The 14,355-nt window shown below is 59.6% G+C and carries 16 protein-coding genes; 10 read left to right on the forward strand and 6 right to left on the reverse strand.

Annotated features, from left to right (window positions below):
* The first annotated feature begins 38 nt into the window (after positions 1-38).
* Positions 39-737 (forward strand): response regulator, encoded by a 699-nt coding sequence (locus J2Y56_RS15440; RefSeq protein ID WP_310351158.1) that lies wholly within the window; start codon positions 39-41, stop codon positions 735-737.
* A 145-nt stretch (positions 738-882) separates the two neighbouring features.
* Here J2Y56_RS15440 and J2Y56_RS15445 read toward each other — a convergent pair whose 3' ends face one another.
* The gene (locus J2Y56_RS15445; protein ID WP_310351161.1) at positions 883-1,923 is read right to left on the reverse strand and encodes a patatin-like phospholipase family protein; all 1,041 of its coding nucleotides are present in this window, start codon (positions 1,921-1,923) and stop codon (positions 883-885) included.
* A 225-nt stretch (positions 1,924-2,148) separates the two neighbouring features.
* On the opposite strand from J2Y56_RS15445, the gene J2Y56_RS15450 reads away from it, so the two are divergent.
* From J2Y56_RS15450 to J2Y56_RS15460, 3 genes are all read left to right on the forward strand, one after another.
* Entirely contained in the window at positions 2,149-2,427 is a 279-nt protein-coding gene (locus tag J2Y56_RS15450; RefSeq protein WP_007943603.1) for a hypothetical protein, read from the forward strand.
* Between the two features lie 44 nt (positions 2,428-2,471).
* Positions 2,472-3,239, forward strand: coding sequence for a CHAD domain-containing protein (locus tag J2Y56_RS15455; RefSeq protein WP_310351164.1), 768 nt, complete (start codon positions 2,472-2,474; stop codon positions 3,237-3,239).
* A 262-nt stretch (positions 3,240-3,501) separates the two neighbouring features.
* On the forward strand, positions 3,502-4,299 hold the full coding sequence (locus J2Y56_RS15460) for a thioesterase family protein (RefSeq protein WP_310351165.1): 798 nt from the start codon (positions 3,502-3,504) through the stop codon (positions 4,297-4,299).
* Here J2Y56_RS15460 and J2Y56_RS15465 read toward each other — a convergent pair whose 3' ends face one another.
* Both J2Y56_RS15465 and J2Y56_RS15470 read right to left on the reverse strand, forming a co-directional pair.
* Positions 4,300-4,665 carry an Mpo1-like protein gene (locus tag J2Y56_RS15465; RefSeq protein ID WP_007943608.1) on the reverse strand — a complete coding sequence of 122 codons (366 nt, stop codon included), beginning with the start codon at positions 4,663-4,665 and terminating at the stop codon, positions 4,300-4,302.
* Positions 4,666-4,950: 285 nt separating this feature from the next.
* The gene (locus J2Y56_RS15470; RefSeq protein WP_007943610.1) at positions 4,951-5,760 is read right to left on the reverse strand and encodes a TatD family hydrolase; all 810 of its coding nucleotides are present in this window, start codon (positions 5,758-5,760) and stop codon (positions 4,951-4,953) included.
* A gap of 236 nt (positions 5,761-5,996) precedes the next feature.
* On the opposite strand from J2Y56_RS15470, the gene J2Y56_RS15475 reads away from it, so the two are divergent.
* The 3 genes from J2Y56_RS15475 to J2Y56_RS15485 all read left to right on the forward strand — a co-directional run bounded on the left by J2Y56_RS15475 (position 5,997) and on the right by J2Y56_RS15485 (position 8,513).
* The gene (locus tag J2Y56_RS15475) at positions 5,997-7,418 is read left to right on the forward strand and encodes a transglycosylase SLT domain-containing protein (RefSeq protein WP_310351169.1); all 1,422 of its coding nucleotides are present in this window, start codon (positions 5,997-5,999) and stop codon (positions 7,416-7,418) included.
* Between the two features lie 103 nt (positions 7,419-7,521).
* Positions 7,522-7,956, forward strand: a complete 435-nt coding sequence (locus J2Y56_RS15480; RefSeq protein WP_310351171.1) for a DoxX family protein — start codon at positions 7,522-7,524, stop codon at positions 7,954-7,956.
* A gap of 248 nt (positions 7,957-8,204) precedes the next feature.
* Positions 8,205-8,513, forward strand: a complete 309-nt coding sequence (locus J2Y56_RS15485) for a hypothetical protein (RefSeq protein WP_007943613.1) — start codon at positions 8,205-8,207, stop codon at positions 8,511-8,513.
* A 3-nt stretch (positions 8,514-8,516) separates the two neighbouring features.
* Here J2Y56_RS15485 and greB read toward each other — a convergent pair whose 3' ends face one another.
* The 3 genes from greB to J2Y56_RS15500 are packed head-to-tail and all read right to left on the reverse strand — an operon-like array spanning position 8,517 to position 12,236.
* The gene (gene greB / locus J2Y56_RS15490) at positions 8,517-9,014 is read right to left on the reverse strand and encodes a transcription elongation factor GreB (protein ID WP_310351174.1); all 498 of its coding nucleotides are present in this window, start codon (positions 9,012-9,014) and stop codon (positions 8,517-8,519) included.
* A gap of 34 nt (positions 9,015-9,048) precedes the next feature.
* Positions 9,049-11,553 (reverse strand): ABC transporter permease, encoded by a 2,505-nt coding sequence (locus J2Y56_RS15495; protein WP_310351177.1) that lies wholly within the window; start codon positions 11,551-11,553, stop codon positions 9,049-9,051.
* On the reverse strand, positions 11,553-12,236 hold the full coding sequence (locus J2Y56_RS15500) for an ABC transporter ATP-binding protein (protein ID WP_007943616.1): 684 nt from the start codon (positions 12,234-12,236) through the stop codon (positions 11,553-11,555). Before J2Y56_RS15500 ends, J2Y56_RS15495 begins: the two co-directional genes overlap by 1 nt.
* A gap of 10 nt (positions 12,237-12,246) precedes the next feature.
* Here J2Y56_RS15500 and J2Y56_RS15505 point away from each other — a divergent pair, with 10 nt between their 5' ends.
* The 3 genes from J2Y56_RS15505 (at position 12,247) to J2Y56_RS15515 (ending at position 14,273) form a co-directional block, all read left to right on the forward strand.
* Entirely contained in the window at positions 12,247-12,852 is a 606-nt protein-coding gene (locus tag J2Y56_RS15505) for an arylesterase (RefSeq protein WP_150780689.1), read from the forward strand.
* A gap of 56 nt (positions 12,853-12,908) precedes the next feature.
* Positions 12,909-13,202: a hypothetical protein gene (locus J2Y56_RS15510; RefSeq protein WP_003226812.1), complete on the forward strand. Its 294-nt coding sequence runs from the start codon at positions 12,909-12,911 to the stop codon at positions 13,200-13,202.
* A 99-nt stretch (positions 13,203-13,301) separates the two neighbouring features.
* A complete protein-coding gene (locus tag J2Y56_RS15515) occupies positions 13,302-14,273 on the forward strand; it encodes a L,D-transpeptidase family protein (protein WP_007943618.1) in 972 nt (323 codons plus the stop codon).
* Positions 14,274-14,355 lie beyond the last annotated feature (82 nt).

A 14,355-nucleotide genomic window follows, 5' to 3' on the forward strand; every position in this document is an offset into this window, starting at 1 on the left:
GATACCCTTTGCACCTCTCCATGCCGCGATCAGACACCATGAGCCAGACTGCGACCATTTTGGTCATCGACGATGAACCGCAAATCCGCAAATTCCTGCGCATCAGCCTGGTCTCCCAGGGTTACAAAGTGCTGGAGGCCGGCACCGGCACTGAAGGCCTGGCGCAAGCGGCGCTGAACAAACCGGATTTGCTGGTGCTCGACCTCGGTTTACCCGACATGGACGGCCAGCAAGTACTGCGCGAGTTTCGCGAATGGTCGACGGTGCCGGTGCTGGTGCTGTCGGTGCGCGCGAGCGAAGGGCAGAAAGTCGAGGCACTGGACGGCGGCGCCAATGACTACGTGACCAAACCCTTCGGCATTCAGGAATTTCTGGCGCGGGTGAGAGCCTTGTTGCGCCAAGCGCCAGTGGGTGAAGCTCAGCAAGCGGCGCTGGCGTTCGGCCCGTTGACGGTGGACCTGGCGTATCGGCGGGTGCTGCTCGATGGCGTCGAAATAGCGCTGACGCGCAAGGAGTACGCAGTGCTGGCGCAACTGGCGCGGCATCCGGGGCGGGTCATTACCCAGCAGCAATTGCTAAAGGATATCTGGGGGCCGACCCATACGGAGGACAGTCATTACCTGCGGATTGTGGTCGGGCATTTGCGTCAGAAACTGGCGGATGATCCGACTCAGCCCCGGTTTATCGTGACTGAGGCTGGGGTTGGGTATCGGTTGTTGAGTGAGGGTAGTCTTTAGTTTTTTGCTGATTGTTCCGGCCTTATCGCGAGCAGGCTCACTCCCACAGTGGATTGAGGTGATGCACAAATTATGTGATCACCAAAGATCCCCTGTGGGAGTGAGCCTGCTCGCGATGGGGCCCTTCGATTCACCCAAAAAAATCTCAGGAATCCCGCTCACTCTCATACCGATCCAGCGTATCCCGCGCAATCTCCCGCCCCAGCGCGATCAACTCCGGTGCCTTGTAGAACTCGAAAAACCGGCACACCCGCTTCGGCACGTTGATCAAAATATCCGGTGGATATCCGGCGATCTTGTACTGCGCCAGCGAGGTCTGCATCACTTCGAAACTCTGGTTGATCAGGTCCAGCAATGACGCCGGCCCGACGTTATCGATGATGAATGATCCCGTGGCCGACTTCGGTGCTCCTTCGCGTTCAGGGGCGGCGGCGGGTTGCTGGGCTTCGGGGTCGGCAGATTCGATCCAAGGGTTGATGTCGGCCGCTTCGGCCATCAATGCTTCCTTTTCCAGGATCAGCAATTTTTCCGCCTGACTGCGTCGGAACGGCATCTTCGAACCCAGGGAGTTGATCAAACTGTCGAAACGGCTTTTGAATGCTGCCGGGCGCTGGATAACCGGCATCTGATAGTGGCGCTGGTTGGTAGAGTTAAGGTTGACCGCGATGATCAGGTCACAGTGACTCGACACCACGGGCACGATCGGTAAAGGGTTGAGGATGCCGCCATCCACCAGCATCCGGTTGCCCTGCATCACCGGGGTGAAGAGGCTGGGAATCGCCGCCGAGGCGCGCATGGCCTGGTGCAGGCAGCCTTCCTGGAACCAGATTTCCTGCTGATTGGTCAGGTCCGTGGCCACGGCCGTGTAGGGAATGCGCAGGTCTTCAATATTGATCTCGCCGACGATCTTGCGGATCTGCCCGAAGACTTTTTCACCGCGAATGGCGCCAAGCCGAAAGCTGACGTCCACCAGACGCAATACATCGAGGTAATCCAGGCTCTCGATCCAGTCGCGATATTCGTCGAGTTTGCCGGCGGCATAAATCCCGCCGACTACCGCCCCCATGGAACAACCGGCGATACAGGCAATGTCGTAGCCACGCCGTTCGAGCTCTTGAATGACACCGATATGAGCATAACCTCGGGCTCCACCAGAGCCCAGTACCAGTGCGATACGCTTTTTCATGAATCGCCCTCGTCTGACAAGGTTCAACAATGCACTCATCGAGGGGCGTGCTTCAATCGCCGAAGTCGTTCGATGGGCCGAGTGCGTCGTTTTTTCGACACTCCATGGCGGCAGATGGCTATTCTTGCGCACGCTATAGTGAGTTTGCTTAGTGCGGCCAAGGCACTTTTCTCACGCCGGGCCGTCTTACCTGCATGATTGTTGACCTGACTTGAGGTGGTATTGATGAAAGCCTGGATTTGCGTACCTTTGATGGCTCTGGCGCTCGCCGGTTGTGCCGGCAAAACGGCCTATCGTGAGAGTTGCGGTAGCCAGATTGACGCCGCGTGGCGTGAGCTAGATTTGGCCAAGGCCGAAGGTTTCGCCGGGACTGTCAGTTACTCCAAAGCCTTGTCGTTGCTGACCGGCGCCAAGACCCAGCAACAATTCGAAGCTTACGAAGGCTGCACCAGCAAGGCCGAGAAAGCGCGCTTCTATATTCGTGAGTCTCGTGCCGGCCGTTGAAGCATCTTGTAGGTGCCAGGGACACTCGATTCAGGGAGCAAACGATGTCTGATTTGGTTGATCGGTTGGTGGCTCATGTTCTGGGCCTTGAAGTCCGCTTGTTGGCCTGTCAGGCACGTTTGAGTGCCCGCACTGACCCTGAGGCATTGCACGAGCTGCGCACCACGGTTCGGCGTTTGCGCAGCCTGTTGCGACCCTTGCGTGGCCTGCCAGGCGTCGAGCAGGTCAAAGTAGCGGCGGCCCGGGTCGGCGAACTGACCACGCCGTTACGTGATCGCGAAGTGCTGGCTGCGTATTTACTGGAGCACGGTCAACCCGAAGCCGCGCATTGGCGCATGGCGCAGATGGCTCAGGCGTACCCGGCGGTGGCGGCGAGTCCTGAGCTGGCGCAGTTGATGATGATCTTCGATGCCTTTCCGCGTTTTTTACGCGCTTCCCAGCGTCAGGGATTACTCAAAGGCTTGCGCAAGCGCATTGAAAAACGCCTGGGCAAACAGTGGAAGAAACTGGACGGTGCGCTGCACGATCCGGCCCACGACCGACACCGTTTGCGCCTGCTGATCAAGCGTGTGCGCTATGGCATCGAAGCCTATCCCGAGCTGGACCGTTTGCCGCAGGCCGCCTTGGCCCGATTGAAAGCGGCTCAGAGCGCTTTGGGTGATTGGCACGACAGTTGGCAATGGCTGGCCAGGGCTGTGGAAGAGCCTGATTTGCTGCCTTGTGTTGCCGTCTGGAAAACCACGTTGGCCGATGCCGAAAGCCGCGCTGACCGCGTTCTCGAAAAACTCAGCGCCACTTGCTTCAAATCCTGAAATCACCACAGATCAAATGTGGGAGCGGGCTTGCTCGCGAGGGCGGTGTATTAGTCGACATCTTTGTAGGCTGGCACACCGCCTTCGCGAGCAAGTCGAATCGTCGCACCGCCGCTCCCACATTTATTTTGTGTTGGATGAGGATTCGTATTCCAAAGCGGGTGCGGCTCTTCTGTCAGTACTTTTGGCCGGAATAAGTGCTGTATCAATGTCGCTGGCTGGTTAAGATCCCTCTCTACTATTTTCCGTCTCTGAGGTTTTCATGCGCTTTTGCGATCTGCTCGATGCCGTCCGCCGGCAACCGCTGGAGCTGTCTATTCCGGCAGGATGGGCGCAGGGGCGTGCCAGTTTTGGTGGCCTGGTAGCAGCGTTGCAATACGAAGCCATGCGCGCAAAAGTCCCGGCAGACCGGCCAGTGCGTTCGCTGGCAATCACCTTTGTCGGCCCGGTCGAGCCTGAAGTGCCTGTCAGCTTTGAAGTCGAGGTGTTGCGCGAAGGCAAAGCCGTTAGCCAGGTGCTGGGCCGGGCAATGCAGAAGGGACAAGTGGTGACATTGATCCAGGGAAGCTTCGGTGCGTCACGGCCCTCGGAAGTGTCGGTGAGGGCCGAGTCCGCACCTGAGATGAAGCACTGGGACGAGTGCCATGAGCTGCCCTTCATCCCGGGTGTGATACCTGAGTTCATGCAGCATCTGGCGATGCGCTGGGCCGTCGGTGGCATGCCGTTTACCGGCAACAACTCTCGCGAGATGGGCGGTTGGGTGCGTTTGCGTGGGGACGTGAAGGAAGAGGCCGTCACCGAGTCGCATATCCTTGCGCTGGTGGACGCCTGGCCACCGTCCTTGTTGCCGCACCTGAAAAAAACGGCGATGGGCAGCACGCTGACCTGGACCATCGAGTTTGTCCAGCCGATGCTGGAATCAAGCACGCTGGACTGGTGCAAATACCGGGTGGAAACCGAGCATGGGGCCGACGGCTACGGTCATGCGGCCGCGAAGTTGTGGAGCGCGGACGGGCAGCTGATCGCCATCAGCCGGCAGACGGTAACGATTTTCGCCTGATCAGTGGCGACGGTGGCGCTCACGCCAGGCGCGCCACCAGCCGCCGCTCAAGAAAAACCGCGGGAACGTCAGGAACTGCTCGACCAGCAAGCGTGACACTGCATCTTTGCGATCGCTGAACGGCTCGGAGGCTTGCTCCTCCAGGCGGTGACCGTGACGTTGCAGACCCAGCGCCGCGAGCAGGCCGACCACGCCGATGGCGATGTTCACCAGGTTCAGGCTGAACACTCCGGAAACAATCAGTAGAAACGCCACGATGAACAGCGGCACGGCAATCAGGTGCAGCACCAGGTTGGTCGGGTGCTGATGATTGTTCGGGTACGCTCGCCATTGCCAGGCGGGCAGGTTGGGATGTCGTTTGCCCATGTTGTAACTCCTCAATCAGGGTTGACCTCATGATTGAAGAATAGGCGGGGTGAGGGCGGGCAGCGAATCGAGGTTGGCTATGAAGGTGATAGGTCGGGATTGATGTTGCCCGGGCTGACGCTATCGCGAGCAAGCCCGCTCCCACAATTGATCGCATTCACCTGTAAGAACGCGGTCAAAATGTGGGAGCGGGCTTGCTCGCGATAGCGTCAGCACCTGCAACATTGATGTATCAGACAGACCGCTATCGCCGGCAAGCCGGTCTCACTCACAGAGGATCGGTGATTACTGGGGGATTGAAGGCAGATCGTAGAACGCTCGCGCACAAGCAGTGGTGTGATCAGCCAGATCTTCCATCGTCTCGCCACGATGCAACGCCACTTCCCGCAACACTTCAGTCAAATACGCCGGTTCGTTGCGACCGTTTTTTGGTTTGGGTCGCAAACTGCGTGGCAACAGATACGGCGCATCGCTTTCCAGCATCAGCCGACCCCGTTTGATCTCCTTCACCAGCGGATGCAGGTGCGTGCCCCGGCGCTCGTCGCAAATCCAGCCGGTAATACCGATGTGCAGATCCAGATCCAGGTAGCTGAACAGGGCTTTCTTTTCGCCGGTGAAGCAATGCACCACGACGGCTGGCAATTGATCCCGGTAATCACGCAGGATTTCCAGCAGTCGTTGACTGGCATCGCGCTCATGCAGGAACACCGGCAACTGCAAGTCGACCGCCAACGCCAGATGCTCTTCCAGGACCTTTTCCTGCTGTGGGCGTGGCGAGAAGTCGCGATTGAAATCCAGCCCGCACTCACCCACGGCCACCACGTTCGGCTCCTTGAGCAAGCTGCGCAAACGCTGTGCGCTGTCAGCGTTCCAGTCGCTCGCCGCATGGGGGTGAATGCCGGCCGTGGCGAACAGCCGTTGAGCGGTTTCGTCCAGTTGTCGGCACAGTTCAAGAGCCTGTTCACTGCCCTCGACATTGGTGCCGGTCAGGACCAATTGGCAGACTCCCGCGGCATAGGCGCGGTCGAGTACGGCCTGGTGTTTGTCGGCAAAACTGGGGTTGGTCAGGTTGACGCCGATATCGATGAGTTGCATGGTGCTACCTCAGACCAAAGGCCGGAAAGCATATCAGAGCTGTAGATTTATAAGAAAAGCCAAGAACTACAACGAGTTAAAGCTGTCTCTTGATGCCGCGAGACAGGGCAGGGTGGTCAGTGTGCCATCGTTGTGCCAGTCTTTCGCACTTTGCCAGCGCTCATGGCGCTCTGTTTCTGTCGTTCGATTTCATCGATTTTTTTTGAAGTCGGCCCAGTATTCTTTCCGGAGAGTGGATGATACGTCCCTCGATATTGCTACTGCTGTGCTGTTCGTTGCTGCTGCCGATGCCGGCGGTCGCGCGTCTGGCCGGGCCGCTGCAAGCCGTGCCGGCGGCCAAGGTGCGCGACCTTGCGGAGATTCGCAGCAGCCGGGTATTGCGGGTGCTGGTCAACCAGAGCCGCAACAGCTCCGGCGAAGTCCAGGGCCAGGCCATCGGTGTCGAATACCACCGCTTGCGCGCCTTCGAGCAATACCTCAACGGCCACGCCCGTGACGGTCAGGAAATCAGCCTCAAGATCATTCCCAAAGCCAAGGATCAACTGCTCGGTGCCTTGCAGCGCGGGGAGGGTGATCTGGTCGCACCCGGGGAGTTGCTTGATTTGCAGCCAGGTTACGCGGTCAGCAGCAGTGAACCGATCAGCAGAAATGTCCCGTTGGTGCTGGTGGGAATCAAAGGTGAGCGTCGTTACACCCGCGTTGAACAACTCTCGGGCAAGACCCTGGCGCTGCCCAACGGCAGTGCGGCCGGGGATGCGGTGAGCCAGATCAATTCAAAACTGGCGCTGCACAAATTGGCACCGATAACGATCGAGTGGGTCGATCCCAGTCTTGCTGTGGAAGACGTGCTGGAAATGGTTCAGGGCGGGATCTTCCACCTGACCATTGTCGAGCAACCGATCGCCGAGCGCTGGGGCAAGATCTTGCCTAAATTGCGCTTCGACAAGCAGGTGCAGATCAGCGAGCCGGGCGAAGAGTTCTGGTTTGTGCGCCGCGATGCGTCGATGCTGCGGGCGAGCATTGATCGTTTTCTGACGACGTACAAGAAACCGTCGGACCAGGACGTAGCGTTTCTGCGGATCTATCGGCGGCTGTACCAAGTGCATTATCCACTGGCCAAGGCCGACCGCCAGCGTCTGGAAAAACTTCGTCCGGTACTGCAAAAACATGCCGATGCCCAAGGCATGGACTGGTTGAATCTGGCGGCGCTGGCGTTCAAGGAGTCGGGTCTGCAACCCAATGTCCGCAACAGTGCTGGCCCCACAGGGCTGATGCAAATCACCCCGTCTGCCGCCCAGCGAGTGGGGGTCAATAACATTCAGGACCTCGACGCCAATGTCCAGGCCGGGGCCAAGTACTTGGCCTTGATCCGCCGCAAGTTCTTCGCCAGCCCCAAACTCAACGAGCGAGAGCGCATGGCCTTTGTGCTGGCCGCTTACAACATAGGCCCGGAGCGGGTTCAAGGCATGCGCACCGAAGCCCGGCGGCGGGGCCTGAACCCCAATCAATGGTTCTTCCAGGTCGAGCGCATTGCCTTGGAGCAGGTGGGTATGGCCCCCGTCAGCTATGTTAATAGCGTGAACAAGTATTACCTGGCATTCGATCGTGAGAGGGAGTCGCTGGAGCCCCAGGGACAAAACGTTGTCTCTCGTAAATGATCAACTAAACTGATTGTTAAGTCGCAATTAATGCGCTTTTAACATTTGTTTTGTCGATTAAGATGGCGCCCAACGAACACACTCTCACAATGGATGACACAGCATGAGCTCACTGATCAACAAGGTACTGTTTACCCGCGCCGGTTTCGGCCTGACCGCCATACGCATCGTCGTCGGGATCATCTTCGCAGCTCACGGCGCACAGAAACTTTTCGGCATGTTTGGTGGTTACGGCATTGCCGGCACTGCGCAGTACATGGAAAGCCTGGGCCTGGCGCCGGGTCAGCTGATGGCGATCCTGGCCGGTGGCACCGAGTTCTTCGGCGGCCTGGCGCTGATCATCGGACTGCTGGTACGTCCGGCAGCACTGGGGTTGACCTTCCTCTCGCTGGTCGCCATTTTTTCGGTGCATATCCATAACGGCCTGTTCATGGCCAACAACGGGTATGAATTTGCCCTGGCCTTGCTCGGTGGCAGCGTCGCGGTATTGATCGAAGGTGCCGGCAAGTTTTCGGTGGACCACGCCATCAGCGACTGACCGCTCTGGCACAAGGATAAGGCCTGCATTGCGCAGGCCTTTTTTGTTGAGCGTCATTCTTGACACTGTCCGGTCAGCTTCTCTAGGATGTTGCCCATGCGCCGATTTAAACAGCTACTTGCGGGGCGCCAGGTGACTCAGTCAGTTGCCGATAGAAGCTTGAAACAGGCTTCGAAATACCGCTAAAGCGCTGGTTCGGTGTTGCCTCTCACCTGCCATGCAGACTTTTGAGGCAGAGACACGACTCGATGAACGCACTTAGCCCTACAGTACGTCCCGCGCCGATCACGGCACATCTCACCCAGCGCAATCCAAAAATCCTGCTTGGCGGTCAACATCAGCCAACGCTTCTGCGTTATCTCGATGGCTGGCCACGACGTACCGGCGGGCCTGCTGCGTTCCTGATCCAGTTTGTCGAAGACGGCGAATCGCTGGCTCGATTTGCCAGTGACAGTTTTGATCTGGCGGTGATTCAATCACCCAGCCTTGAAGACGCGCCGGAAATGATCAGGCAGTTGACCCGCGTTGCCCGACAAGGCCTGATCACCCGCCGCTGAGGTTCAAAGGTACTCAATCGCCACGATATACACGCATTGCTCACCGGTCGGTGTCTGGACGCGAACTTCTGCGTCCAGCGCCTTGCCAATCAGCGCGCGGGCGAGCGGTGAGTCGATGCTGATCAGCCCAAGTTTCAGGTCCAGCTCATCCGGCCCGACAATGCGATAGCGCGACTCTTTGCCGTCCTCGTCTTCGATCGTGACCCAGGCGCCAAAATAGACCTTGTTAGAATCGCTGGGCTTTTCGCTGACCACTTTGAGCGCTTCCAGCCGCTTGGTGAGAAAGCGCACCCGGCTGTCGATCTCACGCAGCATTTTTTTGCCGTAGGTGTATTCCGCGTTCTCGGAACGATCACCCTGAGCCGCAGCCTCGCTCACCGACTGTGTCACTTGCGGTCGCCGTACATGCCAAAGCTCATGAAACTCGGCCCGCATCCGCGCTTCACCTTCGGGGGTGATCAGCGCGGTGCCAGCGGGGCGGGGAGGGCGATAACGGCTCATGGCAACTTCTTGTGATGGAGAGGGTTCGAGTCTATCAACCCTCGCGCAACACTGTCAGTGGGCTGGCGTTCAATGCACGACGAGTACCGAACACGCCGGCGCCGCCAATCAGCACCGCGCCGATCACTGGCAACACCAGCAACCACGGATGCGGATGCCACGGCAGGTCAAAGGCGTAGCGGTAAAGCACCAGGCTCACCAATTCCGAGCCCAGTGCCGCCAACAAACCGCTGACCGCGCCGAGTAACCCGAATTCGATGCGTCGGGCCTTCACCAGCAACTTCCGTTCGGCCCCCAGCGCTCGCAACAGGGCGCCTTGGCGAATGCGTTCATCGAGCGTCGCCTGCAAGCCGGAAAACAACACCGCCATCCCCGCTGCCAGTACAAACAACAGTACATACTCCACCGCCAGCGTGACTTGGGCGAGGATGCTGCGCAGCTGTTCCAGCAAGGCTTCGACTTGCAGAATAGTCACCGCCGGGAAGCTTCGCGACAGGTCGACAATCTGCTGATCATGACCGGCCGCCAGATAGAAACTGGTCAGGTAAGTCGCTGGCAAATCCTTCAAGGTACCTGGCTGGAAGATCATGAAGAAGTTCGGCTGGAAGTTGTCCCAGTTGATGTCTCGCAAGCTGGTGACTGTCGCTTCACGATTGACCCCGCCCACGCTGAACACCATGTGATCGCCGAGCTTGAGCTTGAGGCTTTCGGCCACTTTGCCTTCAACCGAAACACCGGGAACCTCTTCGGGTGTCTGTTCGGTCCACCAGTTGCCCGCTGTGATCTTGTTCCCCGCCGGCAAGTCCGCCGCCCAGGTCAGGCTCAGGTCGCGCTGGATCGCTCGATCACCGGCCGAATCCTTGCTGACGATGTCCCGCACTGGCTCGCCGTTGATGCTGATCAGTCGACCCGGCACCACCGGATAAAGCGGCGCGGACTGTGCTGACAGTTGGATCAGGCGATCCGTAAAGGCCAGTTTGTCCGCCGGCAGGATGTTCAGCGCAAAGTAATTCGGCGCGTTTTTCGGCAACTGGTTCTGCCAGGTGTCCAGCAGCTCGCCCCTCAGCAGCGCGATCAGCGCCATGGACAGAAGAATCAGGCCGAAGGCCAAGGCTTGTCCTGCTGCCGCCAACGGATGGCGCAGCAATTGGCCCAGCCCTAGGCGCCAGGGCAGCGAAGCGCGGGCCAGCATCCGGCGCAGGCTTTTCAGCAGCAGCAAGAGCAAGCCACCGAGTACCAGCGCGGCGATCACGCCGCCGCCGAGCAGGGCGAAGGTCAACACCAGGTCGAGGCTCAGGCGCCACATGATCAGGCCGAGGGCGCCCAGGGCGGCGCCATAGACCATCCAGGTGCTGGAAGGAATCGGCAGCATGTCCCGACGCAATACCCGCAGCGGTGGCACGCGACCGAGTGCGGCCAGCGGTGGCAGGGCGAATCCGGCCAGTGCAACCAGCCCGGTGCCGATCCCGGCGATGGCCGGCAGCAGACCACCTGGCGGCACATCGGTCGGCAACAAATCATGCAGCAACGCAAACAGCCCAAGCTGCGCCAGCCAACCGATGAAGGCGCCACTGAGGCTGGCGAGCAGGCCGAGTACCGTCAACTGCAAACTGAACAGCACCATGGTTTCCCGGCGTGAAAGACCCAGGCAGCGCAACAATGCGCTGGCATCGAATCGGCGCGTGGCGAAGCGCGTGGCCGACAGCGCCACTGCCACGCCGGACAGCAGAACCGCTACCAGGCTTGCCATGTTGAGGTAACGCTCAGCCTTGCCCAGCGCACCGCCAATTTGTCGGTTGCCGTCGCGGGCATCCTGCAGGCGCTGGTTGGCGGCCAGGCCAGGCTTGATCAGTTGGCGATAGGTTTCCAGCGCCTCGGCTTTACCGCGCCAGAGTTCGCGGTAGCTGACCCGGCTACCCGGTTGCACCACACCGGTGGCGGCAAGGTCGCTGAGGTTGATCAGCACCCGGGGTGTCAGGCTGTAGAAGTTGCCAGCCCGGTCGGGTTCGTAGGTCAGCACGCGTGCCAGTTTCAGGGTTTTCATGCCGACGTCGATGCTGTCGCCGATCTTCAGATCCAGCGCTGTCAGCAGTCGCGCCTCAACCCAGGCTTCGCCGGGTTTCGGTCCGCCGCCAGGTACTTGCGGGGCGAAGGGCGCCGGGGCACTTTTCAGTTCGCCGCGCAGGGGGTAAACCTCATCCGCAGCTTTGATGCTGGACAGCTGAATACCATTGTCGGTGGCGATGACGCTGGAGAACTCCACCACTTGTGCGTGTTCGAGCCCCAGCTCCACGCCGCTTTTGATCTGTTCGGGCCGTGCCGGTGAGCTGCCTTCGAGCAACAGGTCGGCACCGAGGAATTCGGTTGCGCGCAACATCATGGCGCCGTTCAGGCGGGCGCCGAAGTAGCCGATGGCGGTACTCGCCGCCACGGCCACCAATAAGGCGAAGAACAACACACGCAATTCGCCGGCGCGGGCATCGCGCAGCAGTTGGCGGATGGCAAGACTGAACAGACGCAACAGCGGCAGGCGTGCCATCAAGGCTCCAGAGGGGCGACCAACAGGCCGGCTTCAAGGCGGATCAGGCGCCGGCAACGATGTGCCAGGCGTTCGTCGTGAGTCACCAGCACCAGTGTCGTGCCGCGTTCCTGGTTGAGTTCGAACAACAGATCGCTGATGCGTTCGCCGGTGTGGCTGTCGAGGTTGCCGGTGGGTTCATCGGCGAACAGCACATCGGGTTCTGCGGCAAACGCTCGAGCAATCGCCACACGCTGTTGTTCACCGCCCGAGAGTTGGCGTGGTGAGTGCGTCAGGCGTTGGCCCAGGCCAACCCGTTGCAGTAACTCGGTGGCACGCTCACGGGCGTCTTTACGGCCATCGAGCTCCAGGGGCAGCATGACGTTTTCCAGGGCGTTGAGGCTGTCGAGCAACTGAAAGGACTGGAACACAAAACCGACATGCTCGGCTCGAATGCGTGCCCGTTGATCTTCATCGAGCGTGCTCAGCCCTTGCCCGGCCAGCGTGACTTCGCCACTGCTGGGCAGATCGAGCCCGGCGAGCAGGCCTAGTAGGGTGGACTTGCCGGAACCGGAGGCGCCGACGATGGCAAGGCTGTCTCCCTTGTTCAGTTCCAGGCTGAGTTCGTGCAGGATAGTCAGTTCACCTTCCGCGCTGGGTACCACTTTGCTGAGGTTCTTCGCGGTGAGAATGCTTGCGCCCATGGAGAATCCGATGCGTGTGTGGTTTTTGAGTGCTGGCCTGGCCTTGATGTGCATGGCCCAGAACGCAGCGGCGGGTACTGTCCTGATCGTTGGCGATAGTATCAGCGCGGGTTTCGGACTGGATACCCGGTTGGGGTGGGTCTCGCTGCTCGAGCAGCGGCTCAAACACGAAGGTTTCGACGATAAAGTGGTCAATGCATCCATCAGTGGCGACACCAGCGCCGGAGGCCAGGCACGCCTGCCTGCGCTGCTTGCAGAGCATAAGCCGGAACTGGTGATCCTCGAGTTGGGCGGCAATGACGGGCTGCGGGGAATGCCCCCGGCTAATTTGCAACAAAACCTTGCTTCGATGATCGACAGTTCCCGCGACAGCGGTGCCAAGGTCCTGCTGCTGGGTATGCAATTGCCACCCAACTACGGCGTTCGTTACACCGAAGCCTTCGCCAAGGTCTACAGCTCACTGGCCAACGAGAAAAACATTGCGTTGGTGCCGTTTTTTCTCGATGGCGTGGGCGGCCATCCGGACTTGATGCAGGCTGACGGCATACACCCGGCGGCCGGGGCTCAGGACAAGTTGCTGGAAAATGTCTGGCCTACCCTAAAACCGCTGTTATGACGCTTTTCTAGGCGCGGGCTTTCGGCTAAGGTGGCGCCCCCGATTTGGAGCCCCCGATGCCGCGTCCCGCCTGGTCACTTTTTGCCTATCAACTGATCGAGCCTGACGAACAGCTGGATCTGTTCGCCTGCCAGGAAGTGCGGGTACATCTGGTCACCCGTCAGCTTGAGCTGGGCGGCTCGGCGGACCGAACGTTGTGCGGCAGCCTGTTGCCGGCGCAGCCGCGTTGGTCGAGTGTCGATCGTCGAGTATTCCAGGACCAGCGTCTGTGCTCGCTGTGTCGGGCCATCCTGGAATCGCAAAAACGCGGTACCTCGCCGATCTGGCCAGAGCTGCGGTTCGAGCTCTAGCGCTTACAAGGTAGCGTGCTATCGGCTGACTCCCCGAATACAAGGGCGCCGGTGTACAATCCCGCTTTTACCCTTGTCGATCTGCGAAGGACTTTCCGGATGTTGCCGCGTTTTCCTGCCGTCACCCGCTTCCTGTCTCTTGCCGCCCTCTGTGTGGCCGGTCCAGTTGCAGCATTGGAGTTGCCCCTGCCACCACCCGGTGAAGACATCATCGGTCAGGTACAGGTGATTAAGGCCAAGTACGAAGATACCTTCGCTGACATTGGTACTGCTTACGACCTGGGCTACACGGAAATGCTCGCGGCCAACCCGGGCGTCGATGCCTGGTTGCCGGGCGCAGGCACCGAAATCATTCTGCCGACACGTTTCATCCTGCCGCCGGGACCGCGTGAAGGCATCGTGATCAACCTGGCTGAATACCGGCTCTATTACTACCCGAAAGGCCGGAACGTGGTGTACACCTTCCCGCTGGGTATCGGTCGTGAAGGTTGGGGCTCGCCGATTGCCCACACCAGCATTATTGCGAAAACACCGAACCCAACCTGGACCCCTCCAGCATCGATCAAGGCCGAGCACGCCGCCGACGGTGATCCGCTGCCAAATGTGGTGCCGGCAGGCCCGGACAACCCTCTGGGGCCGTTCAAGTTCACATTGGGCACACCGGGCTACCTGATCCACGGTTCCAACAAGAAGTTCGGAATCGGTATGCGCACCAGTCACGGTTGCTTCCGCATGTTCAACAACAACGTATTGGAAATGGCCGGCATGGTGCCAGTCGGGACGTCGGTGCGAATCATCAACGACCCGTACAAGTTCGGGCTCAGTGGGGGCAAGGTTTATCTGGAAGCGCACACACCGCTGGATGACAAGGGCAACCCTTCGGTGGTCGACAAGCACACCGCCGTTATCAATGCGATGCTCAAGCGTGAGGACATCACCAATAACCTGCGCATGAATTGGGATGTGGTGCGCGACGTGGTCGCCGCTGAAGATGGTTTGCCGGTGGAAATCGCCGTACCGAGCAATGCCGCGCCAATGATGTCGAGTGCGCCGCTCGATCCATTGCAGTAAGGCGTGAAAAAAACCCGCCGACGCAGGCCGCGTCGGCGGGTTTTTTATTGCCGGAAAGAACGCATCAGGCAATAAAAAGCCG

The organism is Pseudomonas sp. BE134 (genome assembly GCF_031456105.1).
Lineage (GTDB): Bacteria > Pseudomonadota > Gammaproteobacteria > Pseudomonadales > Pseudomonadaceae > Aquipseudomonas.